Origin of the sequence: Treponema ruminis (genome assembly GCF_014201975.1) — a bacterium.
In the GTDB taxonomy this organism is placed as follows: domain Bacteria; phylum Spirochaetota; class Spirochaetia; order Treponematales; family Treponemataceae; genus Treponema_D; species Treponema_D ruminis.
Map to the genome: position 1 here is coordinate 361,680 of NZ_JACHFQ010000004.1, position 26,555 is coordinate 388,234.

Here is a 26,555-nt window from a genome sequence, read left to right on the forward strand (position 1 = left end):
CCGATAATCTTAAAATTATGAACAAAACAATTCATTTTGAAACATTGGGCTGCCGTCTCAATCAGGTTGAGAGCGAAGGTGCAGCCCGCTTTTTTACAGACTCAGATTTTTCCGTCACCATGGAGCCCTTTACGGCCAGGTCTTTTGATGAGAGCGTTGTCCTTTGCGTGGTAAACACCTGCACTGTCACAGCCAAAGCCGAGCAGAAGGCAAGAAGAATCATCCGAATGCTTTTAAAATGCTGTCCGAATTCTGCCGTCGCCGTCACTGGCTGTTACGCCCAGCTTGATCAAAAAGAAATCATGGCGATTGACGAAAGGGTCTGCGTTCTCGGAGGCCAGCACAAGGGAAGCCTTGCTGATTTGCCGTCCTTCCTCAAAAAAATCCTCGAGGAAAATCCATCCATCACAGGACTTGAAATCTCTCAGAAAATCCAGAAAATCTTCGACAAGGAAAACAATTCTTCTGAGCAGAACGTGATTACTTCGCCTTTCCGCCTTGCAACAGAAACTTTCATAAATCATTCGCGTTCCTCGCTCAAAATTCAGGACGGCTGCAACTGCGTCTGCACTTACTGCCGAATTCGTCTTGCCCGCGGAAAATCCGTTTCCCTCGATGCAAAGGAAGTCATTGAGAGGGTGCAGAAGCTTGAAGGGGCGGGGCAGAGTGAGGTGGTCATTACGACCGTAAACATTTCCCAGTATTCAAGTGAATATAATGGAAGAAAAGTGCGTTTTGCCGAGCTTTTGGAGCTCATCCTGCAGAATACGCAGAAAATCGGTGTCCGCATTTCAAGCCTTTACCCGGAAATCGTCGATGAAAAACTGGCTTCAATTCTTGAAAATCCGAGAGTGCGGCCTTATTTCCATATTTCCGTTCAGAGCGGTAGTGATTCAGTCCTTGCGCGCATGAAACGCCCTTATAAAATCGAAGCTGTTTACCGTGCCACGGAACTTTTGCGAAAAGCAAAGAAGAATCCTTTCATCGCCTGTGACATTATCGCCGGCTTCCCTGGTGAAAGTGACGAAGATTTTGACCTGACCCTCAAGATGCTTAAAGAATGTGGCTTTACCTTTGTCCACGCCTTTCCCTTCAGTCCCCGTCCTGGAACAGAAGCCTTTAAAATGCGCCCGATGGTTCCAAACTATATTACTGACAAAAGGATTGCTGCCCTCGAAGAATTCAACAAAAACTCAAAGACTGAATACATCAATTCCTTTGTCGGCCAGAGTCTTCCTGCCGTGTGCGAGACAGTCCACCGGGCGAAAATCTTCAAGGACCGGGTGATTATCCATGCCGTGACCGAAAATTTTCTCCACTGTCAGCTAAATTTTTCGACAAAAGACTCCAACCTGCCTGCTGCGGGAAGTGAAATCAGCGTAAAAATCCTGAGACCCCTCCAGGAAGCCGAAAAAACTGGAGAAAGTGACACGCTTGCTGTCTTCGCGTGAGGGATAGTAGCGGCGCGAAGCGTTGCCGTAAGGCAATGAAACCGCGGATAGCCCGACTCGACGAAAAGACAGATTAATTGTTTTTTTATAGTGCGCCAGGGATGGCGCGTTGTAAAAAGCAGGAAAAATCCGTAACAACTCGAAGAGTTGTCGTAACGACATGAATGTCGAGGCACGCCCCCTCTATTTTCTATTTTTTTGCAATCTGATATAATTACTATGTATGGAAACAAAAAATTCTCCTCACGGAACAATCACTGATAACAATCACGCGGCTCTTTGGCACGGGCGTTTTGCAGAGGGACCGGATGCTGCCGCCGTTGAATTTGAAACTTCTATTCATGTTGATGAGCGCATGGCTTTGGACGACATTCACGGTTCTCAGGCCCACGCCGCAATGCTTGCAAAGCAGGGTATCATCAGCGTGGAGGAGAACAGGGCGATTCAGGAAGGTCTTTCTTCTATAGAAAAGGATTTGTCTTCGGGAGCTCTTTCAATCGACTATTCTGCCGAGGACATCCACTCCTTTGTTGAGGCAACTTTGACTGACAGAATCGGCGACCCTGGTCGTAAGCTTCACACTGGCCGAAGCCGCAATGACCAGATTGCTCTTGACGAGAGGCTTTACCTTCGTCGTGTAATTCCTGACTTGCAGAAGGCTATCGTCTCGCTCATTAAAACTCTTACGAATATCGCAGAAAATCATAAATCTTCGCTTTTGACCGGCTACACCCACATGCAGCACGCTCAGCCGGGTTCTCTTGCCCAGCATTTGTGCGCCTGGGCCTTCATGCTCATGCGTGACGTTGAGCGTCTTTCGGATTCATTGAAGCGCGTTTCTCTTTCTCCGCTCGGTAGCGGGGCTTTGATGGGAAGTACTCTGCCTCTTGACCGCGAGGCTGTTGCAAAGGAACTTGGTTTTGAGGGGGCGACATACAATTCCCTTGATTCTGTTTCTGACCGCGACTACTGCATTGAGTTCACTTCGGATTTTGCGATTTTGCAGCAGCATTTGAGCCGCATGTGCGAGGAAGTTGTCCTGTGGTCTACTACTGAATTTGGCTTCATCAATCTTAGCGAAAAATGGTCTACCGGCTCTTCAATCATGCCGCAGAAAAAGAATCCTGACTTTGCTGAATTGATCCGCGGCCGCACCGGTAAGGTTTACGGCGATTTAATCAATCTTCTTGTAATGATGAAAGGGCTTCCTCTCGCTTACGACCGCGACATGCAGGAAGACAAGGCTCCTCTTTTTGAGGCTCTGGACTGCGTTCAGGGAAACGTAATCGTTTTTGAGGCCATGATTGCTTCGGCTGAGTGGAACCTTCCAAAAATGGAAGAAAGTTGCTTCGGCGGTTTTGCCAATGCTACTGATGTGGCAGACTACCTGGTGCGAAAGGGCATGCCTTTCCGAGTGGCTCACGGTGTTTCTGCAAAATGCGTTCGTCTTGCTATTGATTCTGGTCTTTCTGCAATCGAGGATTTGAAGCTTGAGGACATGAAAAAGATTTCTGACTTAATCGAAGAGGATATTTTTGACTGCATCACGCCACGTGCCTGCATGGAAGGCCGAAAAACAATAGGCGGTCCTGGTGCAATCGACAGGCAGATTGAAGTCTTGAAGTCTTTCTGCGGAAAATTTTAAATAAACCACGAGTGGTTAAAAATAAAGAGGTAAATTATGAAAATTACAAAAGTTTTGATGGGTGCTTTGGCTGCACTTATGGTAGTTGGAATGGCTTCTTGTTCAAAATCCAGCAATGAATTCGTTCTTGGTCTTGATGATTCTTTCCCACCGATGGGATTCCGCGATGACAGCAATGAAATCGTAGGCTACGACATCGACCTTGCAAAAGAAGTTGCAAACCGTCTCGGACTCAAATTCCGTGCTCAGCCAATTTCATGGTCTGCAAAAGAGCAGGAACTTAACACTGGAAAAATCGACTGTATCTGGAACGGTCTTTCAATCACTCCGGAGCGTCTTGAAGCACTCGCTTTCACAAAGCCTTACCTCAACAATGCGCAGGTTGTAATCGTTCGCGCAGATGGCGGAATCAAAAATCTTGCTGATTTGAGCGGAAAAGTTCTCGGCGTTCAGGCAGGAAGCTCTGCAGCTGACGCAATCGACGAAAATCCTGCTTTCAAATCAAGCCTCAAGGCAATCGTTGACTTCAACGACAACATCATGGCTTTGAACGACCTCGAAATCGGCGGTCTTGACGGCGTTGCAATGGACAGCGTTGTTGCAGAATACAGCCTTAAGGTTACCGGCAAGCCTTTCACAATCCTTGCTGACAGCCTTGCTCCTGAGCAGTACGGAATCGCATTCAAAAAAGACAACACTGAATTGCGCGACAAGGTTCAGAAAGCCCTCGAAGACATGGCAGCCGACGGTACAGTAGCTAAAATCAGCGAAAAATGGTTCGGTTCTGACATCTCGATTATCGGAAAATAAAAATTCCTCACTTTTCTGGAGCGTTTTGAAATGACTAAAATTATCCTTCCCATGCTTGGAGCATCTGTTGTCTCGATTGAGGTGTTTTTCCTTACGCTCCTTTTTTCCGTGCCGCTTGGTTTTCCTCTTGCGGCCGGCCGAATGTCGCATTTCAAGCCGCTTTCATATCTTGTGAACGCTTTTCTGCTTGTTATCCGCGGCACTCCGCTCATTTTACAGCTGATTGCGGTCTATTTCTTTCCGGCTTATCTTTTTAAGCTTTCTTACGACCGTTTTGTGGCTGCAATAATTGCCCTTTCAGTCAACTATGCCTGCTATTTTGCGGAAATTTACCGTGGCGGCATTCAGTCGATTGCAAAAGGTCAGTATGAGGCGGCAAAAGTCCTGGGCTACACAAAAATGCAGACTTTCTTCCGCATCGTTCTTCCACAGGTCGTAAAAAGAATTGTTCCTGCAATGGGAAACGAGGTAATCACTCTCGTAAAGGACACGGCCCTTGTTTCTGTCCTTGGAATTGCAGAACTTTTCCGAACTGCACAGACGACTTCAAGCCGTCTTTTTTCAACTACGCCGATTCTTATCGCAGGCGTTTTCTACTTCATCATGAACTGGGTTGTTTCAGCCGGCTTCATCGTTATTGAAAAAAAACTGGATTATTATAAGTAAAATGGCAATCATCAGCGTAAAAAACATCAAAAAAACTTTCTCTGACAATGTTCCTGTTCTCAAGGATATTTCATTCGACGTTGAGCAGGGAGAAATCTTGGGAATCATCGGGCCGAGCGGAAGCGGAAAGTCTACCATGCTCCGCTGCATCGCCCAGCTTGAAAGCGTTGATGACGGCTCGATTTTCGTCTGCGGCCAGCCGATTGTCCAGAACGGTAAATACGCTGATAAAAAAGAATTGCGCAAAATCGGATTGAATCTGGGCTTTGTCTTCCAGAATTTCAATCTTTTCCCTCACATGAGCGTCTTGCAGAATATCGTTGATGCCCAGGTGCATGTCCTTAAAACTCCGAAAGACGAGGCTATTGCCGTTGCCCGAAAACTCCTTGCCGACGTGGGCCTTTCAGAAAAGGAAAATGCCTATCCCTGCGAGCTTTCAGGCGGTCAGCAGCAGCGGGTTTCGATTGCCCGAAGCCTTGCCCTAAAGCCGAAAGTTCTTCTTTTTGACGAGCCGACCAGTGCCCTCGACCCTGAGCTTACCGGTGAAATCCTTGCAGTCATCAAAAAACTCGCCGACGAGAAAATGACCATGATTGTCGTAACTCACGAAATGTCATTTGCCCGCGATATTTCCGACAAAATCATTTTTATGGCGGACGGAGTAATCGTAGAGCAGGGCGAGCCAAAATCCCTCATCTCAAATCCCCAGACAGACAGACTCCGAGATTTCTTGAAGAGATTCAATCATAGGGAGACGGTCGCCGGAGGCGAAAAAACTTGTGAGACAAGTTTTTAGTCGAGTCTCGGAAAAATCTGTGATTTTTCCGTAATATACCTTAACTTCCATTTTTTACATGCCGATATTCATAGTATGAATAGTTTTACACGGTCAGTTGATTTATTATCTCGTGCTATGGATGTTAACAGCCTCCGCTATCAGGTTTCTGCAAACAACATTGCGAATGCAGAAGTTCCTAACTACAAGCGTCAGGTTGTTGATTTTGAAAGCGAACTCAAGCGTGCCTTTGACTCAGAAAAAGACACTGAGCACAAAATGCAGCTTACCCGCACCAATGACGCACACTTCCAGCTTGACATGCCTGTAGACTTTCGCAGTGTTGAACCACGCCGTGTGACTGACTGGGAAAGCACTGCAAATGCAAACGGAAACAATGTTGACCCTGAATTCGAAGCTATGAACATCATGAAAATTCAGCTCAACTACCGTCTTCTGGCACAGCTCGAAAATTTCGAGTTCAGCCAGGTTAAAACTGCAATGAAGAGATAGGAGATAGGTTATGGGAATGTTTACTTCTATTAATATAGCTGCTACAGGCATGAGCGTTGAACGGCTCCGCACTGATGTCATTTCTAACAACATCGCCAACGCAAGCACTACACGAACTCCTGAGGGCGGTGCTTTCAAAAAATCTTCTGTCGTAATTGAGCCGATTGCATCTGCACATCCGACCTGGAGAAGCCCCTTTGTTTCGGCTGATCAGGATAATGGTCCTGGAAAAGGCGTTCGCGTCCGTGAAATCGTAAAGAGCACTGAGCAGGGACGTCTTGTATATGATCCGACAAATCCGGATGCAATTCAGTCTGGCCCAAATAAAGGCTATGTTGAGTATCCGAACGTAAATATCGTAAATGAAATGGTTGACTTGATTTCGGCAAGCCGGGCTTACGAGGCAAACTCAACCGTAATTCAGGGTGCAAAAGACATGTTCTCTAGCGCACTGGAGATTGGACGGGGCTAAAGTCCTTGTCATAATGGAATTTTTGGTATAAAATTTTAGAGGGTGGATATTTATGAATGTTACAATGCCAAGTCTGTCTCAGGTTGAGATGATCAGAACAAATCCGGCTCATGCCGGCTCTGCGAAGCTTTCTTCAATTCTTCCAGGTTCAGAAAATTCAAATTCAATTCAGAACGAAAAAAATATGGGCACTTTCGAGTCTTATCTCGTAAATGCTGTTTCTGCAATGAATAACCAGCAGCTTGACGTCGGCCGTGTTCAGGAAAAACTCATAACTGATCCTGATTCTGTCGATATTCATGATGTAACCACTGCTATGGCAAAAGCTCAGATGTCTTTGAGCCTGGCTCAGACTGTCATTGACCGTCTTGTTACAGGCTGGAACGAGCTTTCAACTAACAGATAGTTGGAATTTATAATCTTCTTTTCAGATTCTGAAAAGTGTGGTATTCTAAGAAGATATTTATTTTATAAATATCTTCTTGAAATATTGTTGTTCGTTCACGGGAGGGGTAGATGAACGACTGGCTTAAAAATACGACTGCCAAGTTAAAAAGTTTATGGGCTGCATGGAAGCCCGTTCAAAAAGCAATCGCCGCGGGAATTCTTGTCGCGGTTATTGTCGTTTTAGTGCTTGTTTTCAAAGGTTCTTCAAAACCTACAACAATTCCGCTTTTTAATACGCCTATCACGGATTCAAATGCCCGTGCAGATATCGCGTATCGTCTTGATCAGGAAAACATCAAGTACACTCTTAATGAAACAACCGGTCTCATTTATGTCGATGACGAAGTAACTGCCCGCCGTGCAAAGGCGATTCTTGTTGCTGAGGATTTGATTCCTAACCGTGTTGACGTTTTCAGCCAGATGCTTGACGTTACAAACTGGTCTACGACTGATTTCGAGCGTGAAAAGAACGATTTGCGCCGTGTTACAAATCAGGTAAAGCAGCATATCGAATCCCTCGACGATATTGCAAGTGCAGACGTTGTAATCACTCCGGGGCAGAATTCAATTTATGAGAGCCAGCGGGTTCCTGCGACAGCTTCCGTTACTTTGAGATTCAAAAACGGTTCTGTAATGGAGCATGACCGCAAGCGCATTCAGGGCATTCAGCGCCTTATCCTCCGCTCGGTTTCAGGCCTCACAGAAGACAATATCGTAATTTCAAATACAGCAGGTGACATCCTCAATGATTTTGCTGGCATGGCAGAAATTGACCGTCTCAGCCTCATTGAGCGCACCGAAAAATTCAAGCTCAAGCTCGCTAGTGAAAAGCGTGCAAAGGTAATCGGCTCACTTCAGAGCATTTACGGCGAAGACCGAGTCCGCGACCTCGACGTAAACGTTGACATGGATACATCAAAGGTTTCAAGCGACAAGACAATCCACACTCCAATCATGATTACGGAGCAGGATCCGTCAAAGCCTTACGATACAACTGAAAAACGCGATTATCTTCCTATTTCAACTCAGACTGTAACAAAAGAATGGACTGGTACGGGCTACAATCCGGAAGGTCCTGCCGGCGTTGAGGGCCAGAATCCTCCGGTTTATTCCGACATGTCTAACGTAATCGGCAAGTCAACCGAAACAGGCGTAATTCAGAACAACGTCGTTAACGTTGAGCATCGCACGGAAGAGCGCATGCCTGCCGTTGACCGAATCACGGTTTCTGTCAACATCGACGGTAACTGGGAGAAAATCACTGACGGTGCGGGAAATCCTGTATTCGTCACAGAGAAAAATCTTGACGCATTGAAGTCACAGTATCCTGACTGGGAAGATCAGGTTAAATACCGCTTCGCACTCGGTCACATCCTTCGAATTTACAGTCCTCTTTCTTCTGATGAACTTGAGCAGACTGCAAACTACCTTCAGGGTGCAATCGGATATGATGCCAGCCGAAATTACCGCGTCGTAGTAACAAACATTAAATTCAACCGCCAGAACGAGCAGGATCTTGAAGATGCCGCAATTATCCGCGCACAGCAGACTAGAAAGACAATCATGCTCGTATTGATTGGCGTTGTCGTTATTCTCATTGCATTCATCGTATTCAGAATGATCAGCCGTGAGCTTGAACGCCGCCGACGTCTTCGCGAAGAAGAACTTTTGCGCCGTCAGCAGGCAGAACGCGAAAAGGCTCTCTGGGATGCAAAACAGGAAGGCATGGAAGTTACTATGTCTGTCGAAGAGCGCAAGCGTGCCGAACTTCAGGAAAATGCAATTGCAATGGCAAAAGAGCATCCTGAGGATGTCGCAATGCTCATCAGAACTTGGATGATGGAGGAGTAGAAAATGTCTGACTCAAAAGCAGCTGCCAAGCCTGGTAAAAAGGGCGGGGCAAAAGATTATAAGAATCTCACCGGCCGACAGAAGGCTGCCATCTTCCTCGTTTCGCTCGGTTCTGACGTTTCCTCAGAAATCATGAAGCACCTTCGTGAGGATGAGGTTGAAACATTAACATTTGAAATCGCTCGATTGGAGACAGTCGATTCTGACTTTAAGGATCAGGTTCTTGAAGAATTCCAGGAGCTCATGGCGGCTCAGAACTTTATCACCACCGGTGGTATCGATTATGCCCGCGAATTGCTCGAAAAATCTTTGGGAAGCCAGAAGGCAATCGACATCATCAACCGTCTTACAAGTTCTTTGCAGGTTCGTCCGTTCGACTTTATCCGCCGTACAGACCCTGCCCACTTGCTCAACTTCATTCAGCAGGAATATCCGCAGACAATTGCCTTGATTCTTGCTTACCTGGAACCTGGAAAGGCTGCCGTTATTTTGCAGAACCTTCCGCCGGAAATCCAGCCTGAAGTTTCAAAACGACTTGCAACAATGGACCGTACATCTCCTGACGTTTTGCGTGAGGTTGAACGAGTTCTTGAGAAAAAACTTTCTACATTGTCAAGCGAAGACTACACTGCTGCTGGTGGTGTTGAGTCTATCGTTGAAATCCTCAACCTTGTTGACCGTTCTTCTGAAAAGGCAATCATCGAATCCCTCGAAGAAGAAGATCCGGATTTGGCAGAGGAAATCAAAAAGCGAATGTTCGTCTTCGAAGATATCGTTATGCTCGACGACCGTGCTATTCAGAAGGTACTGCGCGAAGTCGATACTCAGGAGCTTTCAAAGGCTCTCAAATCAGTCGATACCGAAGTTCAGGACAAGATTTTCCGAAACATGTCAAAACGTGCGGCTTCAATGCTCAAGGAAGACATGGAATTCATGGGACCTGTCCGCTTGAAGGACGTCGAAGAAGCACAGCAGAAAATCGTTTCTACTATCCGCCGACTCGAAGATGCGGGTGAAATCGTCATTGCACGAAGCGGTGAGGACGAATTGGTCGTTTAATAAAGGGGTTTATTCATGGCAAGAAATTTATTTCAGCAGACATTATTCCAACCTGGTCAGTTAAAGCCGAAAGAGGGCGAATTCAAGCTCCAGCTTGTCCATGAATTTGCTCCGCCTGTAGAAGAAGTTGTTGAGGAAGTAGTTCCTGAATACACAGGTCCTACAGCCGATGACCTGCGCCGTGAAGCTGAGGCATTTAAGGCTCAGTGGGAGCAGGAAAAGCAGCAGATGTTTGCAGACGCTCAGGCAAAGGCTGACGAAATCGTCAAAAGGGCAGAAGATGCCGCATTTGCTGAGGTCAAAAGACAGACAAATCAGGCACAAATCGTAAAAAATGAAGCCGAGCAGAATGCGGCTGAAATAATCAAAAAAGCTCAGGAAGAAGCAAGCCGGATTATCGAAGAGGCCAGGGCTGAGCAGGAAGCCCTCAAAAAGAGCGGATATTCAGAAGGCTTGAACAAGGGCCGCGAAGAAGGTTTTGGCGAAGGTCAGGGCGAAGTTGAGCGACTGATTGAGCGCACCCACAAAATTCTTGAGGGCGTAATGAGCCGCCGCGAAGAGATTTTGAGCGAGACCGAGCAGCAGATTGTTGAGCTTGTAATCCTCATGACCAGAAAGGTTGTTAAAATCATTTCAGAAAATCAGAAGTCTGTCGTAATGGCAAATATTTTGCAGGCCCTCAAAAAGGTTAAGGGGCGTGGCGACGTTACAATCCGCGTAAACCTTGCAGACGTCAAGCTTACGAGCGAGCATACCCAGGACTTCATCAAGCAGGTTGAGAACGTCAAGGGAATCACAGTGCTTGAGGATTCAACAGTTGACAGGGGCGGCTGTATCGTTGAGACTGACTTCGGTGCCATCGATGCCCGAATCCAGAGCCAGCTGAGCGAACTTGAGTCAGCAATCCTGGATATTTCTCCGGTTAAGACTATCACTAAAAACGAGCCGATGCCGGTTTCTGAAGGTTAAAAAGATTCACTGGGTGGGGGAAAATGGAGTCTTTTTTCAACAAATACTTAAACACGGTCAAACACACTGAGACCATTCTCTATACAGGGCATGTAACTGCCGTAAAGGGGCTCGTTATTGAAAGTAACGGCCCTCGTTCCGTTATCGGTGAAATCTGTACGATTAAAATTCCTTCCCGAAATAAAGAAGTTCTTGCCGAGGTAATGGGCTTTGAGGGAAACACTGTAAAACTCATGCCTTATTCCGACACGACGGGAATCGAAATCGGCTGTGAAATCATCGCAAGCGGCCACATTCTTCAGGTTCCGGTCGGAAAGAATCTTCTGGGCCGCGTTCTTGATGCTACGGGAACTCCAATCGACGGAAAAGGTTCCCTCGATGTAACTGAATATTACCCGGTTCTGGCTTCTCCGCCTGATCCGATTACACGTCTTCCAATCAATAAACGCATTTCAACCGGTGTACGCTGCATCGATTCTCTTCTTACATGCGGAAAAGGTCAGCGTCTGGGTATTTTTGCGGGTTCTGGTGTCGGAAAATCTACTTTGCTTTCAATGATTGCCCGAAATACTAACGCAGACATCAACGTAATCGGTCTGATTGGTGAGCGTAACCGTGAGGTTAATGACTTCATCGAGCGCGATTTGGGACCGGAAGGCATGAAGCGGTCGGTAATCGTCGTTGCTACAAGCGATACTCCTTCAATCTGCCGACTTCGTGCTGCTTATGTCACAACTGCAATCGCAGAATATTTCCGTGACCAGGGTAAGGACGTCATGCTCATGATGGACAACATGACCCGATTTGCCCATGCCCAGCGAGAAATCGGCCTTTCAACAGGTGAGGCTCCTGCCCAGCGGGGATATCCGCCTAGCGTTTTTGACTTGATTCCAAAGCTTCTCGAAAGAACCGGTACAAACGATAAGGGTTCAATCACTGCTTTCTATAATGTTCTTGTTGACGGCGATGACATGGACGAGCCAATCACAGATAAAGTCCGCGGTACCTTGGACGGACACATCGTTTTAAGCCGCTCTTTGGCCCAGCAGAGGCATTACCCGGCAATTGACGTGCTCAAGTCAATCAGCCGTCTTGCCCGCCGTGTCTCTGGGCGTGAGACCCTTAAAGCCGTTAATAAAATCAGCCGTCTTGTTGCAATCTACGAGGATAACCGGGACATGATTTCTGCCGGCGTTTATCAGAAGGGAGCCAACGCTGAAATCGACCTTTCAATCGACAAGCACGAGGCCATCGAAGAATTCTTGTGTCAGGAAGAAGACGAGCACTGCTCAATCGACGACACTTTGCAGAAACTTTCTGCCCTTGCTGAAATCGAAATCCCGGACGAGGAATATGTCGAGCAGCCGGCTCTTGGTCGAAAAACCGTAGCCCAGCTTGTTCATGAGCATAAGGAAGAAAACGTCACTGACGCCAATGCAAAGGCCAGCGGTGCATTCGAGTCAAATCTTCCTGAGCAGATTTCCGCGATTTCTGATGTTGCGGACAAGCTCTAGCCTATGAAGCGCTTTAATTTTTCCTTGCAGAAAGTTTTGGATTTTCGCGAGTTTGAGAAAAAACAGGCTGAGGCTGAGCTTGGAAAGGCCGTAGCCGAAGAAACGAAAATCCAGAATACTCTTGATATGATTGCCCAGGCTCATGCTTCGACTGTTCGAACGGCAGATGAAACGAAAGACGTGGGCGGACTGATGGCGGCACAAAATTATTTCCGCCTTTTGAATCAGCAGAAAGAAGAAGCCCTGATGAATCTCGCCCAGGCCCAGGTCATTACCGAAGAAAAGCGTGAGGCTATGCGTGAGGCGATGAAAAACTGCAAGGTTCTGGAAAATCTCCGCGACAAAAGAAAATCCGCATGGAAAAAGGAAAACCTCAAGGCCGAAGAAAACGAAATTGACGATATCGTTACGGCAAAGTGGAATTAGGCTTTTCTTGAAATTTTCCCCTCTTTTGAATTATAATTCTTTAAGGATTTACAGATGAAAGAACGCTCAGAACGCCTTAAAGCAATAAAGAAATTAATCAAAAATAACCGTATCGAAAGCCAGGATGAACTTTTGCGTGAGCTTACAAAAGAAGGCTTCGACGTAACTCAGGCAACCCTTTCCCGGGACCTCAAGCTTTTAAAAGTCGGCAAGGTAAGTGACGGTCATGCAGGCTATGTTTACACCCTTCAGAGTGATGAAGACCGGGGTGAGAGCGAGCAGATTTTTGTTCAGGACTTTTTGCGCGGCTATGTGAGCATCGACTGGAATGCAACTACTGTCGTAATCAAAACTTTCGGCGGCCATGCTGATGCCGTTGCAAATGCCCTTGACTGCCTCAATCTCGATGAAATCCTTGGAACTGTAGCCGGTGACAGCTGTGTTTTTGCGGCTTTGCGTGCTGGCGTGAGCGGTGAAGACTTCATGAAGACTCTCAAAAAGCACATTCCGGATCTGGAAGAAGATTTATAGAAATATTCTTAAAATTTTTAAATTTTTCTCGCTTTATAGAAAAAGCTGGAGTATAATTCTTGTATGGGAAATATTACTTTAACTTTTACTGATGGTAGAAAAATCGATGTTCCAGCCCGACTTCGTGGCAAAGACATTTTAGACAAGCTTCCTCCTCATGAGGGAACTATTATCGCTCTCAAAGTAAATTATAAGGTCGTCTCTTTGTGCCGTCCGCTTCGTGTTTCAAGCCGGATTGAAGGCGTTTACCTTGGCACGAAAGAAGCAGCTTATGTTTACAGGCGTTCGTTATCTTTTGTACTCGCTGCAGCGGCTCACAATCTTTTCCCCAAGACAAGGCTTTTGATCGGCCACAGTTTGGGCTACAGCTATTATTACACATTGGACCGTGAAAATCCGATTACAAAAGAAGAAGTTGATTCGCTCAAAGCCGAAATGCGCAGAATCATTGAAAAAGATATTCCTATCAACACAAGGCACATTTCTTTTTCCGAGGCTATGGATGCTTTCAACAGCCTCAGCATGCCGGAAACTGCCAAGCAACTTCAGTACCGCTGCCGTGACAGTGTTCTTGTAAACGCATTTGATGATGATACTGTCAAATTCTGCGACGTTTATTTTGGTTCGCTCGTTGATTCTACGGGCATACTCAAAGTGTTCGAACTCCAGCCTTATGATGAGGGATTCCTTCTCCGCTTCCCGGAGGCAAAAAGTCCTGACACCGTGGCTCCTTTTGAAGACTCGCCAAAAATTTTCGAAATTTTCAAGCGCTACAAAAAGTGGGGCAAGCTGGTCAATGTTTCGACAAGCGCTTCCCTCAACGAAATTGTATCACGCAAGAAAATCAATGAATTCATCGACATCTGTGAGACTTATCAGGCTCAGAACTATGCAAAAGTTGCCCAGCAGATTGCTGATAGGGGCAATGTAAAGGTCGTATTGATTGCAGGTCCCTCTTCTTCGGGTAAAACAACTTCCGCATTCAAAATGGCCCTTCACCTGCGTTCAATCGGCTACACTCCAAAGACAATCAGTCTGGACTGCTACTATGTAGGCCGGGACCGCAATCCAAAGGACGAAAACGGCAACTATGATTACGAGTGTCTTGAGGCCCTGGACATTGAGCTTTTGAACCAGAATCTTCTTGATTTATTCGCAGGCAAGGAAGTTGAGATTCCTTCATACAACTTCGATTTGGGACAGCGTTATTACACAGGCAACAATAAAATGACTTTGGGACCGAGCGACATCCTCATTCTCGAAGGAATTCACGGCCTCAATGACAGGCTCACCCCTCTCATCAAGCCTGAGTACAAGTTCAAGATTTATCTTTCGGCCCTCACTCAGCTAAACTTTGACGAGCACAACCGAATTCCAACCAGCGACAACCGCCTTATCCGCCGAATCGTTCGTGACGCAAATTTCCGCGGCAAGCCGGCTTCGGCTACAATCAGCATGTGGGACAGCGTTCAGCGTGGTGAAAAGCTTCATATCTTCCCATACCAGAACTCTGCCGATGCGGTTTTGAATACGGCCCTGGACTATGAGCTTCCGGTTCTCAAGATTTATGCTGAGCCTAAGCTGCGCGCAGTTCGTCCTGATCAGAGCGAGTACACCGAGGCCTGCCGCCTGATAAACTTCCTCTCGCACTTCAACGCGATTTCATCGGATTATGTTCCAAAACAGTCAATAATCCGTGAATTCATCGGTGGAAGTTCATTCAAATACTAGTTCAGTTCCACATAAGTCTTTCCAAAGCCGCCGTCTTCCGGTCGGGCGTAGTAGAAAGACTTTACTCCCGGGTAGTTCGAGAGATAATCTTGAACTGCCTGCTGGAGGATTCCGTTTCCCTTTCCATGAATTACGCTGAAACTCTTGAAATTCGTCATGGCGCAGAGGTCCAGTTGCTTTTGCAGCGCATGTACGGCTTCTTCTTCGCGCATTCCGAGCAGGCGAAGCTCAAATACCGGGCTTCCGTTTCCGCTGTCGCTGCTGAGTTCAACGCTGTAATCTGCTGAAGTTAAATTTGCCGGTGCAATCAGTTCCATGTCCTTTTGCTTTATGTTCATGCGGATTGAGCCCAGCTGGACCAGCCAGACTCCCTTTTTCTCTTCATGCAAGAGAGTTCCCCTGCTGCGGGTTTTTCCGACAAGAACTTCCGCTCCTTCTGCAAATTCGTATTTGATTTTCGGAGCATTCTTTTTGCGCGGGGCAAGATTGAAGACTTCTTCGTCTGTGTAGGTTGCCTTTGCCGTGGCCAGTGCTTCCTTGTTGCTGAGGCGTTTTTTAGTCTTTTTATTTGATGATGCTGAATGGCTTGCGGCAGAGCTGATTTTTATGCCGTTTTCAGCGATTTTTGTCTCGTTTTCGATTCTTTCGGTAAGAAGCTTTTCTTCTTCTTCGAGCCTTTCCTTTTCTTCCTCAAGCTCAAGTTCCTGAAGCTCGACGTCTTCGGTCAAATCATTGATGAACTTGCGCATTTTGAGGGTCTTTTCGCGGGTGATTTCTCCCTCACGAAGCTCGCGCACAAGATTTTCAAGGGATTTCCTGGTTTCGCGCAAAAATCTTGATTCAGCACGGCTTTCACGTTCTTTAAGTTCATTTTCCTTCTGTCGGAGCTTGAGGTCTTTCTGCTCCTGCTTGAGAAGTTTTTCCTTCTGGCGGTTTTCTAGGCATGCGAATTCCTTTTCGCGGCGGTCAAGTTCCGCGTGCTTTTGGGTGAGGCCGCGGATCAATGATGAAACGTCCGCCTGCTGATTCGTGATGTAGGATTTTGCCTTTGAGACGATTGCGCCCGGCAGGCCTGAGCGTTTTGCAATGTCCAGGGCATGGCTTTCACCCGGAACACCCATGACGAGATGATATGTCGGAGCCAGGGAATTTGAGTCGAATTCAGCGCTGGCATTTACGCAGTACTGGTTGGTGTAGCCGTAATTTTTTAGGCTTCCGTGATGAGTGGTGACGAGGACAAAGGCTTTTTTTTCAATCAGGGTGTCGAGACAGGCCATTGCAATCGCGCCTCCTTCCTGGGGGTCAGTTCCGCCGCCAAATTCATCGAGAAGAACGAGGGAATTTGAGTCAGCGTGCTTTACGGCAGCCGCGATGTTCTTCATGTGGGCTGAGAAAGTTGAAAGCGAGTTGTCGATTGACTGGTCATCGCCTATGTCTGCAAAAATCGCATTGAAAATCGGGAGCCGGGTTCCGTCCGCAGCTGGAATCGGAAAGCCTGACTGGTTGAGCATTGAAAGAAGGGCGAAAGTCTTGAGCGTTACTGTCTTTCCGCCTGTGTTCGGACCTGTGATGATGAGGATGTTTTTGTTGGAAAGCCACTTGATGTCAATCGGAACGGCCTTGTCACCCAAAAGGGGATGGCGGGCCTGGATTAAAAGCGGCGGGTTTTCGCTGTCGTTCTGGGCGCAGGTGAGGGCGTAGTTGCAAAGATTTTCAGCACCCCAGCGGGCAGAAGCGTAAGTCACATCAAAGAGAGTCATGACTTTGAGGGCAGACTTAAGGTCGTCGTAAAGAGGGTGGAGAAGGGCTGTCGTCTCGGTGAAAATTTTCCGTGTTTCCTGGGCCAGATGAGCTTCTTCCTGTAAAAGTTCGTTGTTTTTGCGGACGACTTCCTCAGGCTCGATAAAAAGAGTCTGGCCCGAAGCTGAAACTTCGTGAACGATGCCGGAAATTCTGTTCCTTTGGTTTGCCTTTACCGCAAGAACTTGTCTGTCAGCGCGGAAGGCCGGAACATTGCTTTCGAGGACTGAATTGAGGGTTGTGTCGCTGGTGTATTTTTTGAGGGCAGCCTTGATTTCGCCGTTAATCTGAGCGATTTTGGCCCGGATTTCCCGGAGGACAGGCAGATCCTTTAAATTTCCGTCCTTGTCGATGATTCTGGAGATTGTGTTAAGAGTCTGTTCAAGAGTGGAATATGGAAGAGTTTCTGCCGTGTCCAGAAGATTTTTAAGCCCCAGCTCCGAAGAAGAAGTTTTGACCGAGGAATACAAATCCAGGGCCGAGGAAGCAAACTGCCAGAGAGAATAAAGCTGCTCCTGCTCCAGAGTCGTTCCCTGAGCCTGCAAGAACTTTATGAAAGAGGCGATTTCTCCCCATGAGTGCAGGCGGACAGGATTCTTTGAAAGAAGGGCCTTCTGCCACTGTGAGGAAAGCGTTTTGAGAGAGTTGATTTCGTCAACTTTTTCCTGAGTGAGTGGTTCCCGCTTCAAAAGAGAAGCCTTTCCTTCCTCACTGACGCAAAAGCCTGCGATAGTGTCGCGGATTCTATAGTAGTCTAGCTGTTCGAGTGTTTTTCTGTGCATAATTATAAAAAATTCTGATGGGTACGCTGAATCTAGTCGTCCCAGTTGCCTGTCTGGATTTCTTCGCGGATTCGCTGCCAGCTTTCAAAACGCTCTTCGGTGATTACGCCTGCTTCTACGGCTTCCAGGATTTTGCAGCCTGGCTCGGAATCGTGCTTGCAGTTGGTGCCGAATTTGCATTTGCCGATCAGAGGTTCGAATTCGCGGAAATAAAGGGCAAGGTCGTCTGCGGCAATATCGTTGAGGACAAAGCGGCGGACTCCCGGCGTGTCGATAATCGAAGCGTATGCGTTCTGTACTCCGCCCACAATCGACTCGTTAAGATGAATATGCATGAGGGTGCCTTTTGTGGTGGTGTGGGAGCCCTTTCCGTATTTGCGGCTGAGGCTTCCTGTTTTGAGGACGCAGGTGTTGTCCAGTACGTTCACGAGGGAAGATTTGCCAACTCCCGACTGACCGACAAGGGCGCTGAGCTTTCCGGTGATTAGTTCTGCCAGCTCCGTGAGTCCTTCGCCTGACTTTGCTGAAATGCGCAGGACTTTATAGCCGAGTTCTTCCCAGATTGAAAGCCGGTTCTGAAAATCGGGTTCCTGTGCTTCGGGAAGGTCGTATTTGTTTACAAGAATAATCGGCGTGAGGTTCTGATATTCTGCCTGAACAAGCTCACGGTCGATGAAGCGGGGCCGGAATTCCGGTTCGGCCGGGGTTGTGACCAGAATGATATAGTCCAAATTTGCTGCCAGAAGCTGAGGTGCCCGCCCCTTTACATTCCAGCGGATAAAAGCATTGCTGCGGGGAACTAGAGAAAGAATCTGTCCCTTTTCGTCCTGTGAATCTTCAATTTCGATTTGTACCCGGTCGCCTGGAGCCAGTGGATTGTAATAGCGGGTGTCGAGCTTGAGCCTTTTGCTTTTAAAAGAACAATTCCGTATTATGGAATTGCCGTCGTCATCCTTATCGTCACATTCGATTTCAAAAACGTTATTGCTGCCGCTTAAAACGGTGCCTTCTAGTTGAACCATATTCTTATATTGTAAGCGAGAAAGGAAGAATTTGCAAGGAAAATGAAAAAAGCAAAAAAAATTAAAAAATCTTTCATTTTCTATTGACACAAATTCGAAATCCCTATATATTTATTCTCACATCGCAACGCGATGCATTCCCCGATTGTGTAATGGTAGCACCTCAGATTCTGGTTCTGATCGTGGGGGTTCGAATCCTCCTTGGGGAACTAAGGCTGGCTTGAAAGTCAGCTTTTTTTTCTAGCTTTAAGCTTGGCCGCTTCGAATATCGGTTTAGTTCGCCGCCCTCTCAAGGCGGAGAGACGGGTTCGACTCCCGTAGTGGCTATCAACATCCTGTCTTGACAAGTTTTTGTAAGCAAAAACTTGCGGCCAACTGGCTTTATGCCACATCCGTGTGGCAGTTATATTTGATGTTAAAAGATTTCCCTGCTCTTTGTGCAGGGATTTTTTATTTCGTTTCTTTATAATGTGGCTTAATATGAACAACAAATCATCTTTCTTAAACGGTTTGGCGGCTGGAGTGCCGATCGGGCTGGGCTATTTTGCGGTTGCTTTTTCACTTGGAATTGTGGCTCGCAGGGCGGGGCTTTCTCCATTTCAGGGCTTTATTTCAAGTTTTTTGAACCGTGCTTCTGCAGGAGAATATGCCCTTTACACTGCGGCTGAGCAGCTGGCCACTTATATCGAAGTTGCTCTGATTATTTTCGTGGTAAATGCCCGCTACATGCTCATGAGCTGTGCTTTGAGCCAGCGTTTTTCAGAAGATACTCCTTTTATCCATCGTTTTCTGGTTGCTTTTGGAATTACTGACGAAATTTTCGGAATATCAATCGCTCAGAAGGGCTTTTTGAATCCCTTCTATACTTACGGTGCCCTTCTTGTTGCGGCTCCGCTTTGGAGTGCAGGTACTGCCTGTGGAATCATTGCGGGAAACATTCTTCCGGTTTCGGTTGTTAATGCCCTTTCCGTCGCCCTTTACGGCATGTTCCTTGCAATAATCATTCCGCCTGCAAAAAAGAACATGACTATTGCCTCTGCTGTTGCGGTAAGCTTTGTCTTGAGCTGGGCCTTTTCAGTCCTTCCTTACATCAAAAATCTTTCTGGCGGCAACAGGACTATCATCCTTACTGTTGCAATTTCGGCTGTCCTGGCTTATTTGAAGCCTGTGGAAACTGAGGAGTAAAATCATGCGTGGAAACATTTGGATTTACATTTTAACTGGTTTCGTAGTTTCTTATTTGATTCGCGTGCTTCCGCTTACTCTTATCCGAAGGCAGATTAAAAATCAGTTTATCCGCTCATTTCTATATTACGTTCCCTATGTCACTCTTGCCGTAATGACTTTCCCGGCCATTGTCGAGGCAACTTCTTCTCCGATTGCAGGTCTGGCTTCTCTTATTGTGGGCGTTCTCCTTGCTTTCTTTGGAGTCGGACTTTTCCCGGTTGCCATTGCCTGCTGCGTAGTGGCCTTTGTTGCGGAATTCGCCGTAAATTTGCTATAATGTCTTTGTGAGCAATATTATCGATAATAAAACCATACATTCTGTCCAGGGTGAAAAGATTGTAATTCAGGGTGCCCGCGAGCATAACCTTAAAAATATCAGCGTAGAGATTCCGCGTCACAAACTTGTCGTCATTTCGGGTCTTTCAGGCTCGGGTAAATCCAGCCTTGCTTTCGACACTCTCTTTGCCGAAGGACAGAGGCGCTACATGGAAAGCCTTTCTTCCTATGCACGGCAGTTTTTGGGCAGCATGGACAAGCCTGATGTTGATTTAATCGAAGGCCTTTCTCCGGCAATTTCAATCGAACAGAAAACGACTCACAACAATCCGCGCTCAACTGTGGGCACGGTCACAGAAATTTACGACTATTACAGGCTCCTTTTTGCAAGAATTGGTCACGCTCATTGTCCAAACTGCGGCCGCGAGATTAAGGAGCAGAGCGAAGATCAGATTATAGACACGATTCTGGGCTGGGGCGAGGGAACTCGTCTCACGATTCTCGCTCCGGTAATCCGCGGAAAAAAGGGCGAGCATCAGAAAATCATCGAGGATGCCCAGAAGTCTGGCTTTGTCCGCGCCCGCATCGACGGTCTCATGGTAGAGCTGGATGATACAATAAAGCTGGACAAGCAGAAAAAACATACTATAGAAATCGTAGTCGACCGAATCGCCATCAAAGATGATTCCCGAAAGCGACTTGCTGAATCGGTTGAGGCGGCTTTACAGGCTGCAAACGGCGTCGTTATTGTCCTTCGCCGCGTAAATGATGATTCTGAAAAGGGCTATCATGAAGAGGAAGTATTTTTCAGCCAGAAAAATGCCTGCCCTGACTGCGGAATTTCTGTTCCAGAGCTTCAGCCTCGTCTTTTTTCTTTCAACAATCCCTTTGGTGCCTGCCCTGAATGTACAGGTATCGGCGAAAAAATGGAATGGGATGCAAAAAAAATCCTTCCTGACGACTCACTTTCCTTTAACGAAGGTGCCCTGCCGTTCTACAATCCTGACAGCGAGTGGAATAAGTCTCTTTTTGGCGCTGTAGCCGAGACAGGCGGATTTACCCTCGACACTCCTCTTAAAGATTTGAGCGAAAGTCAGCGCGAATTCTTGTGGAAGGGTGACGACACAAAAATCATGCACTGGATTTACCGCAAGCAGAGCGGGGAGGGCTTTTCTGAGTACAAGAGACCCTGGATTGGAATCTGGGCTGACATGAAAAGACGTCACAACGAGGCCTGGGGCGAAAGCCAGCGGGTCCGTATGGAAGAGCGTTTTATGTCGGTTTCTGAGTGTACCTGCTGTCACGGAAAGAGGCTGCGTCCTGAGTCACTCGGCGTTACTGTCGGTGGAAAGAACATTATCGACCTTTGCGCTCTCAGCGTAATCGAAAGCCTTGATTTTATCGAAAAACTTGAACTTACCGAAACTGAAAAGCTCATTTCAGTTCAGATTATAAAGGAAATTAAAGCCCGCCTCACTTTCCTAAAGAATGTCGGCCTTGACTACCTCACTTTGGAGCGGTCTGCCGGCACTTTGTCTGGCGGCGAGGCTCAGCGAATCCGTCTTGCAACACAGATTGGCTCTGGCTTGACCGGCGTAATGTACATTCTTGACGAGCCTTCAATCGGACTTCATCAGAGGGATAACGAAAGACTCATCGACACACTCACATACCTCCGCGACCTTAAAAACACTGTAATCGTTGTTGAGCATGACGAGCAGACTTTGCGGACTGCCGACTGGCTCGTTGACATCGGTCCCGGGGCAGGCGTTCACGGCGGAAACGTAATCGCTTCTGGCACTCCGGCTCAGGTCATGGAAGTTTCTGAAAGCCTTACAGGTCAGTACCTCAAGGGCACTCTTTTCATGCCGATCCCGAAAGAAAGGCGGAAGGGTAACGGAAAATTCATTTCAATTAAGGGTGTCCGCGAGCATAACTTAAAGAACGTGAGCGTAGACATTCCTCTCGGAACCTTTACCTGTATCACGGGCGTTTCAGGCAGCGGAAAATCCACCCTGCTCAGCGATGTTTTCTATCCGGTCGTTTCAAACACCCTGATGAAAACTGACTATAAGGCAGGCGAGCATGATTCAATCGAAGGAATCGAAAATATCGACAAGGTAATCAACATAGACCAGTCTCCGATCGGACGCACTCCGCGAAGTAATCCGGTCACTTATGTCGGCGTTTTTGACTCAATCCGGGAACTTTATGCTTCTCTTCCAGACTCAAAGGCTCGCGGCTACAAGTCAGGCCGCTTCAGTTTTAACGTGAAGGGCGGTCGCTGCGAAAACTGTCAGGGTGCGGGTACAATCACAATCGAAATGAACTTTTTGCCGGACGTTTTCATTCAGTGTGATGTCTGTCACGGACACCGCTTTAATCAGGAGACCCTGGACGTTCGCTACAAGGGAAAGAACATTTCAGACGTACTCAACATGACAATTGAAGAGGCGGCAGACTTTTTCAACGCGATTCCTCATATCTCACGAAAGCTTGAGACTTTAAAGAGCGTAGGTCTTGGCTACATTCAGCTCGGCCAGTCAGCCCTTACGCTTTCTGGCGGCGAGGCTCAGCGTGTCAAACTGGCGACGGAACTTGCCCGTCCTTCAACTGGCAAAACTCTCTATATTTTGGATGAACCGACCACCGGCCTTCACTTTGCGGACGTTAAAGTCCTCATGGAAGTAATCCAGCGGCTCGTAGACAAAGGAAACAGCGTGGTGATGATTGAGCACAACCTTGACGTTATTGCCCAGGCTGACTACATAATCGACTTGGGCCCGGACGGCGGAAACAAGGGCGGCACAATCGTAGACACCGGCACCCCGGAAGAAGTTGCCAAGAGATGGCAGGAGACCGGCAGCTACACAGGCAAGTTCATCGAGGACACCTTGAAGCACGGTCACAGGGAAGAATAATAAGACCGCAGAATTTCACAGCTGTGTCATCTGTGGTTAGTTAATATATGAAAAAAGTTTTTTTGCTTGCAGTTTTGATTTTCTCACTTTTTGCTTCATTACCGCTTTTTGCGGCAGACGGCGAAAAATCCGTCATTTCAATTGACCAGGCGCAGAAAGTTGAGAATACAAAAGATGCCGTGAGCGGTGACGACTGCATTGTCCTTACTGGAAACGTCAAAATTTCCGTGACACGCGGCAGCACGAAAACAACAATCAGCGCGGAAAAAATCAATTATAATCGTGTCACCGAAATGCTTTTCGCGGAGGGTGATGTTTCCCTTGCTCAGACCGGCGGTTCTGCTGGCGGCGAGACAATTACCGCTTCCAGCCTGCTTTTTAACACGGCGACTCTTGAGGGCGTTTTTGACAACGGCCGGGCTGTTCAGACATCGAGCGATGCAATCAACCTTCCTTCGGGCTCAACCCTTATCGTTGCTTCGGAAGTTTTTGGCCGTGACTCGGGCGGAACGATTTCCTTCAAATCAGGCGAACTTACTTTCTGTGATGACGAAAATCCTCACTGGCGCATCAAGGCTACCAGAATCTGGCTCTTGCCCGGCGGTGAATTTGCCTTCCTCAATGCAAGGCTTTTCGTCGGTCATGTCCCCCTTCTGTATCTTCCGGCCTTTTACTACCCTAAGGACGAGCTTCTTTTTAACCCGACTTTTGGCTTCCGTCAGCGCGAAGGCTATTACATCAATACAACGACTTACCTTTATGGAAGAAAGGGCTCTGACGTGCTCAGTTCAGCCGACATTAATTCCAAGCTCAACTCTTCCTCTTCAAGTTCTTCTTCTGAGGACGATAAAATCAACTTCTTCAGCTTCATGAATACTGGTGCCATGAAGGAGCAGAGGCGGGAAGGTCTTGTCCTTCACAATCTTGATGATGATTATTCAGGAGACACGTCAAAATATTTCAAAGTTATGGCCGACTATTACGCAAATATGGGTACCATGGTCGGTTTTGACGGCGTTTTTGCTCCCGGCACGGTTGTCACAAGCCTTGCAACCAATTTTGAAATCGGTTTTTCGAACACAATTTTCAGGAACAATTCGATTTATCTTCCCAAAAATGCTGGCGGTGAAATCATCGAGGATAAATCAAATTTCATGGGCCAGGAATTTCCTTTCCGCTATCAGGCCAATTTGAAGTTCACGATTGCCAAGCCATTTTCACTCACTTTCAGCATGCCGATTTATTCGGATCCTTATTTTAACTACGATTTTAACACCCGGGCCGAGACCATGGACTGGATTGACTTCGCCATGAGCGGCGGCGGTGCTTCATCATCAAAAGACGAACTGACAGTCAGCGAGACCTCGTCCTTTACCTGGGGCATCAACGGCTCTTATTCAGTAAAGGTGCCTGACTGGCTGAATCCTTATATTTCAACGCTTTCCCTTTCAAGTTTCAGTTCTTCGATTGTCTATTCGTCAAAGGCTCATGAAAAGCTCAAGGAGGATGAGAGGGCCCAGAAAGATTCGTCATGGACAAGCTACACTCCTGAGCGAAAATTCTATTATCCGTCGCAAATTACTCCATTTAAAGTCAGCGGAAGACTGGCGGGAACTCTTGTTCAGGTTCCCAATACAAAAACTAAAAAATCTACGGCCGCTTCCGTGAGCCTTACTCCGCCAGGAGAACTGGATGACTCGGAAAAAACGGCCGATGAAAAGGAGTCTTCTGATTCCAAAGATGCCAAAAATAGCGAAGAGAGCGAAACTGAAGAGACGATTTTCTCTGAAAGCTATCTTCCTTCGCTTGACGTTCCTTCTTTTTCAGTTAAAACGATGAATGGAATCTCTTATTCTTTGGGCTATTCTATTTCTCCTGATTTTACGTCGCAGTTTTCATATTCTTCCGTAATTCTTAAGACCCCGGAAGATTTTGACTGGAATGACATGCAGTCGACTTATATTCAGGTAAAGTCTCCGACGGTTCTTACCAATAAAATCGGCTACCGGGACAACTTTATTTCCCTTACTGATACCTTTACCTTCAGCCCTGTCTATCAGTCGCACCCATATTTGAAAATCACGCAGACTTCTTCGGAAGGCGGCTATACCAGTGATTCTGCAAAGTCGGTCGAAAAATCTGACTATACGGCGCGAAAAATGGATTTGACTGATGTGAATGCCCTTTCTTTCCGTCCTTTTGGCTATACGGAGCATTTTGCTGACACATCCCTTACCTGGAACACGACGATTAAAATGATCCGCACGGATTTTACCGGAACTGCAGATGATCCTGAGTGGGATTATAAGACTGCTGATTTGACTGATGAAGACTGTCTCACTGTTCATAACCTGAATCTGGTTCTTGGTGCCAAGGAGCTGGACAAGAGAGTCTATCAGACCCTTTCTCTGACTACGACCCTGCCGCCCCAGGTTGATTCTTACAGCGGAACCCTGACTCTGGGCTTCCCTTACACGGTTTTTACGGTTGGAAGCGGCGTAAAGCAGAAAAGCAAGGATGATGACACTTGGGTAAAAGATGATTTGAGTCAGTCCCTGACCCTTGATTTATTTTCCAGCAAGTTAAAGCTTTCAGAAAACTATGTCTATGATTTTGAGGAATCTGAGAGCGAATCCTTGAAATTCTCCCTGTCTGGTTTCGGGGCCCAGGCTGCCTACACGGCTTCCTATGTCTCAGGCTATGATTTCAAGTCCGGAAAGGGCTGGGTTATAAATAATAACGGCGAAAAGGAATTCCAGCCTTATCAGTTTACCCTTTCATATTCGAGCAGCTCAAAGACCTTCAAGCACCTGGGCGACCGTATTTCCTGGTCTCCATCCCTGTCGACAAGCGCAGTTTATGATTTCGTTCGTCCGACCAACAGCTATTTTAAATTTACTCCGGCACTCACATTTAAGGTTAATAATTTCCTTGATATTAAATTCAGCGCAGAGACGAAAAACAGCATTATTTACCGTTATTTCTGTTCTGATGATGATTTCCAGAAATATTATGGCGGCCGCGGTGAACGCAGCATCATGCAGGATATTCTTGATTCCTTCCGCTTTGATGATGAGCAAAAGCGCAGGGAAAGTGCCTTTAAATTGCAGACTCTAAAAATTGATGTAACCCACGACCTGGATGACTGGGATTTGAACTGCTCATTCAGCATTAAGCCTCGTCTCTTGACTCCAAGCTCGACAGGCTATGCCGGAGACGGAAATACTTCTTACTACGATTTCAGCCCATATTTTTCAATCAGTGTTGCATGGCGGCCTCTTGCCAGCATGAAGACACAGATCGTCGATGAGTACGGAGAATGGAAACTTAACCCGTAGGTTCAGTTTTCATTCACTAACGAGCCGCAGGCGGTTCGGGTGAATGGAAATTAAATCCTTAATTTTACATTGAATGACACTTCTTTTAAATGAGTGAAATAAATTTAAAGTTCACTAAAAATGATTACGATAATTAAAAATTAATAAAAATGACGGTATAGTGCATAAAGTTGACGGTTTTTTAATCCGATTATAAAAATACCTTAAATAATCTTAAGGACCGGTTATTTAAGCCTATTAAAAAAAATTGGAGTAAAAAAATTGCATTTCCTATGTTCTGGTAAATGTAAAAAAGTTTTTGAAATGTTATATCGGAGAGTTTATAACGG

Annotated in this window: 21 protein-coding genes and 2 tRNA genes; 21 read left to right on the plus strand and 2 right to left on the minus strand. The window is 46.7% G+C overall.

The window, feature by feature from the left end; all coding sequences use genetic code 11:
• Positions 1 to 17: 17 nt before the first annotated feature.
• The 15 genes from mtaB (at position 18) to HNP76_RS07795 (ending at position 14,860) form a co-directional block, all read left to right on the plus strand.
• On the plus strand, positions 18 to 1,451 hold the full coding sequence (gene mtaB, locus HNP76_RS07725; protein WP_246462626.1) for a tRNA (N(6)-L-threonylcarbamoyladenosine(37)-C(2))-methylthiotransferase MtaB: 1,434 nt from the start codon (positions 18 to 20) through the stop codon (positions 1,449 to 1,451).
• 223 nt (positions 1,452 to 1,674) lie between these two features.
• The gene (gene argH, locus HNP76_RS07730) at positions 1,675 to 3,096 is read left to right on the plus strand and encodes an argininosuccinate lyase (protein ID WP_184659178.1); all 1,422 of its coding nucleotides are present in this window, start codon (positions 1,675 to 1,677) and stop codon (positions 3,094 to 3,096) included.
• Positions 3,097 to 3,132: 36 nt separating this feature from the next.
• Positions 3,133 to 3,906, plus strand: a complete 774-nt coding sequence (locus tag HNP76_RS07735) for an amino acid ABC transporter substrate-binding protein (RefSeq protein ID WP_184659180.1) — start codon at positions 3,133 to 3,135, stop codon at positions 3,904 to 3,906.
• A 30-nt stretch (positions 3,907 to 3,936) separates the two neighbouring features.
• A complete protein-coding gene (locus HNP76_RS07740; RefSeq protein ID WP_184659182.1) occupies positions 3,937 to 4,572 on the plus strand; it encodes an amino acid ABC transporter permease in 636 nt (211 codons plus the stop codon).
• A 1-nt stretch (position 4,573) separates the two neighbouring features.
• Positions 4,574 to 5,368 carry an amino acid ABC transporter ATP-binding protein gene (locus HNP76_RS07745; RefSeq protein WP_184659184.1) on the plus strand — a complete coding sequence of 265 codons (795 nt, stop codon included), beginning with the start codon at positions 4,574 to 4,576 and terminating at the stop codon, positions 5,366 to 5,368.
• A 75-nt stretch (positions 5,369 to 5,443) separates the two neighbouring features.
• The gene (gene flgB / locus HNP76_RS07750; protein WP_184659186.1) at positions 5,444 to 5,860 is read left to right on the plus strand and encodes a flagellar basal body rod protein FlgB; all 417 of its coding nucleotides are present in this window, start codon (positions 5,444 to 5,446) and stop codon (positions 5,858 to 5,860) included.
• Between the two features lie 10 nt (positions 5,861 to 5,870).
• Positions 5,871 to 6,332, plus strand: coding sequence for a flagellar basal body rod protein FlgC (flgC, locus tag HNP76_RS07755; protein ID WP_184659188.1), 462 nt, complete (start codon positions 5,871 to 5,873; stop codon positions 6,330 to 6,332).
• Positions 6,333 to 6,384: 52 nt separating this feature from the next.
• Positions 6,385 to 6,738 (plus strand): flagellar hook-basal body complex protein FliE, encoded by a 354-nt coding sequence (gene fliE, locus HNP76_RS07760; RefSeq protein ID WP_184659189.1) that lies wholly within the window; start codon positions 6,385 to 6,387, stop codon positions 6,736 to 6,738.
• Positions 6,739 to 6,848: 110 nt separating this feature from the next.
• Positions 6,849 to 8,630 carry a flagellar basal-body MS-ring/collar protein FliF gene (fliF, locus tag HNP76_RS07765; RefSeq protein ID WP_184659191.1) on the plus strand — a complete coding sequence of 594 codons (1,782 nt, stop codon included), beginning with the start codon at positions 6,849 to 6,851 and terminating at the stop codon, positions 8,628 to 8,630.
• 3 nt (positions 8,631 to 8,633) lie between these two features.
• Positions 8,634 to 9,689, plus strand: coding sequence for a flagellar motor switch protein FliG (fliG, locus tag HNP76_RS07770; RefSeq protein WP_184659193.1), 1,056 nt, complete (start codon positions 8,634 to 8,636; stop codon positions 9,687 to 9,689).
• 15 nt (positions 9,690 to 9,704) lie between these two features.
• The gene (fliH, locus tag HNP76_RS07775) at positions 9,705 to 10,658 is read left to right on the plus strand and encodes a flagellar assembly protein FliH (protein WP_184659195.1); all 954 of its coding nucleotides are present in this window, start codon (positions 9,705 to 9,707) and stop codon (positions 10,656 to 10,658) included.
• 23 nt (positions 10,659 to 10,681) lie between these two features.
• Positions 10,682 to 12,172 carry a FliI/YscN family ATPase gene (locus HNP76_RS07780; RefSeq protein ID WP_184659197.1) on the plus strand — a complete coding sequence of 497 codons (1,491 nt, stop codon included), beginning with the start codon at positions 10,682 to 10,684 and terminating at the stop codon, positions 12,170 to 12,172.
• Positions 12,173 to 12,175: 3 nt separating this feature from the next.
• Positions 12,176 to 12,598, plus strand: coding sequence for a flagellar export protein FliJ (fliJ, locus tag HNP76_RS07785; RefSeq protein WP_184659199.1), 423 nt, complete (start codon positions 12,176 to 12,178; stop codon positions 12,596 to 12,598).
• 54 nt (positions 12,599 to 12,652) lie between these two features.
• Positions 12,653 to 13,129, plus strand: coding sequence for an arginine repressor (locus HNP76_RS07790; RefSeq protein ID WP_184659201.1), 477 nt, complete (start codon positions 12,653 to 12,655; stop codon positions 13,127 to 13,129).
• 63 nt (positions 13,130 to 13,192) lie between these two features.
• A complete protein-coding gene (locus HNP76_RS07795) occupies positions 13,193 to 14,860 on the plus strand; it encodes a nucleoside kinase (protein ID WP_184659203.1) in 1,668 nt (555 codons plus the stop codon).
• Here the strand turns inward: HNP76_RS07795 and HNP76_RS07800 are convergent.
• Positions 14,857 to 17,442 (minus strand): endonuclease MutS2, encoded by a 2,586-nt coding sequence (locus tag HNP76_RS07800; protein WP_184659205.1) that lies wholly within the window; start codon positions 17,440 to 17,442, stop codon positions 14,857 to 14,859. The two genes, HNP76_RS07795 and HNP76_RS07800, sit on opposite strands and share 4 nt — an antisense overlap.
• Positions 17,443 to 17,474: 32 nt before the next feature.
• Complete coding sequence (gene rsgA / locus HNP76_RS07805) at positions 17,475 to 18,464, minus strand: ribosome small subunit-dependent GTPase A (RefSeq protein WP_184659207.1); 990 nt, start codon at positions 18,462 to 18,464, stop codon at positions 17,475 to 17,477.
• Positions 18,465 to 18,602: 138 nt separating this feature from the next.
• Between rsgA and HNP76_RS07810 the strand changes: the two genes are divergently transcribed.
• From HNP76_RS07810 to HNP76_RS07835, 6 genes are all read left to right on the plus strand, one after another.
• Positions 18,603 to 18,673, plus strand: a tRNA-Gln gene (locus HNP76_RS07810).
• A gap of 45 nt (positions 18,674 to 18,718) precedes the next feature.
• A tRNA-Glu gene (locus HNP76_RS07815) sits at positions 18,719 to 18,791 on the plus strand.
• Positions 18,792 to 18,944: 153 nt separating this feature from the next.
• Positions 18,945 to 19,649 carry an AzlC family ABC transporter permease gene (locus HNP76_RS07820; protein WP_184659209.1) on the plus strand — a complete coding sequence of 235 codons (705 nt, stop codon included), beginning with the start codon at positions 18,945 to 18,947 and terminating at the stop codon, positions 19,647 to 19,649.
• 4 nt (positions 19,650 to 19,653) lie between these two features.
• Positions 19,654 to 19,968 carry a branched-chain amino acid transport AzlD family protein gene (locus HNP76_RS07825; RefSeq protein ID WP_184659211.1) on the plus strand — a complete coding sequence of 105 codons (315 nt, stop codon included), beginning with the start codon at positions 19,654 to 19,656 and terminating at the stop codon, positions 19,966 to 19,968.
• Positions 19,969 to 19,984: 16 nt separating this feature from the next.
• A complete protein-coding gene (gene uvrA / locus HNP76_RS07830) occupies positions 19,985 to 22,888 on the plus strand; it encodes an excinuclease ABC subunit UvrA (RefSeq protein WP_371733675.1) in 2,904 nt (967 codons plus the stop codon).
• A gap of 47 nt (positions 22,889 to 22,935) precedes the next feature.
• Positions 22,936 to 26,226 (plus strand): LPS-assembly protein LptD, encoded by a 3,291-nt coding sequence (locus tag HNP76_RS07835; protein ID WP_184659213.1) that lies wholly within the window; start codon positions 22,936 to 22,938, stop codon positions 26,224 to 26,226.
• Positions 26,227 to 26,555: the final 329 nt, after the last annotated feature.

Coding starts and splice junctions, on each gene's coding strand:
- fliF (WP_184659191.1), top strand. CDS start 6,849: ATGAACGACTGGCTTAAAAATACGACTGCCAAGTTAAAAAGTTTATGG.
- fliJ (WP_184659199.1), top strand. CDS start 12,176: ATGAAGCGCTTTAATTTTTCCTTGCAGAAAGTTTTGGATTTTCGCGAG.
- HNP76_RS07780 (WP_184659197.1), top strand. CDS start 10,682: ATGGAGTCTTTTTTCAACAAATACTTAAACACGGTCAAACACACTGAG.
- HNP76_RS07820 (WP_184659209.1), top strand. CDS start 18,945: ATGAACAACAAATCATCTTTCTTAAACGGTTTGGCGGCTGGAGTGCCG.
- HNP76_RS07795 (WP_184659203.1), top strand. CDS start 13,193: ATGGGAAATATTACTTTAACTTTTACTGATGGTAGAAAAATCGATGTT.
- mtaB (WP_246462626.1), top strand. CDS start 18: ATGAACAAAACAATTCATTTTGAAACATTGGGCTGCCGTCTCAATCAG.
- HNP76_RS07745 (WP_184659184.1), top strand. CDS start 4,574: ATGGCAATCATCAGCGTAAAAAACATCAAAAAAACTTTCTCTGACAAT.
- fliG (WP_184659193.1), top strand. CDS start 8,634: ATGTCTGACTCAAAAGCAGCTGCCAAGCCTGGTAAAAAGGGCGGGGCA.
- fliE (WP_184659189.1), top strand. CDS start 6,385: ATGAATGTTACAATGCCAAGTCTGTCTCAGGTTGAGATGATCAGAACA.
- rsgA (WP_184659207.1), bottom strand. CDS start 18,464: ATGGTTCAACTAGAAGGCACCGTTTTAAGCGGCAGCAATAACGTTTTT.
- HNP76_RS07740 (WP_184659182.1), top strand. CDS start 3,937: ATGACTAAAATTATCCTTCCCATGCTTGGAGCATCTGTTGTCTCGATT.
- flgC (WP_184659188.1), top strand. CDS start 5,871: ATGGGAATGTTTACTTCTATTAATATAGCTGCTACAGGCATGAGCGTT.
- HNP76_RS07800 (WP_184659205.1), bottom strand. CDS start 17,442: ATGCACAGAAAAACACTCGAACAGCTAGACTACTATAGAATCCGCGAC.
- argH (WP_184659178.1), top strand. CDS start 1,675: ATGGAAACAAAAAATTCTCCTCACGGAACAATCACTGATAACAATCAC.
- HNP76_RS07790 (WP_184659201.1), top strand. CDS start 12,653: ATGAAAGAACGCTCAGAACGCCTTAAAGCAATAAAGAAATTAATCAAA.
- flgB (WP_184659186.1), top strand. CDS start 5,444: ATGAATAGTTTTACACGGTCAGTTGATTTATTATCTCGTGCTATGGAT.
- HNP76_RS07825 (WP_184659211.1), top strand. CDS start 19,654: ATGCGTGGAAACATTTGGATTTACATTTTAACTGGTTTCGTAGTTTCT.
- fliH (WP_184659195.1), top strand. CDS start 9,705: ATGGCAAGAAATTTATTTCAGCAGACATTATTCCAACCTGGTCAGTTA.
- HNP76_RS07835 (WP_184659213.1), top strand. CDS start 22,936: ATGAAAAAAGTTTTTTTGCTTGCAGTTTTGATTTTCTCACTTTTTGCT.
- HNP76_RS07735 (WP_184659180.1), top strand. CDS start 3,133: ATGAAAATTACAAAAGTTTTGATGGGTGCTTTGGCTGCACTTATGGTA.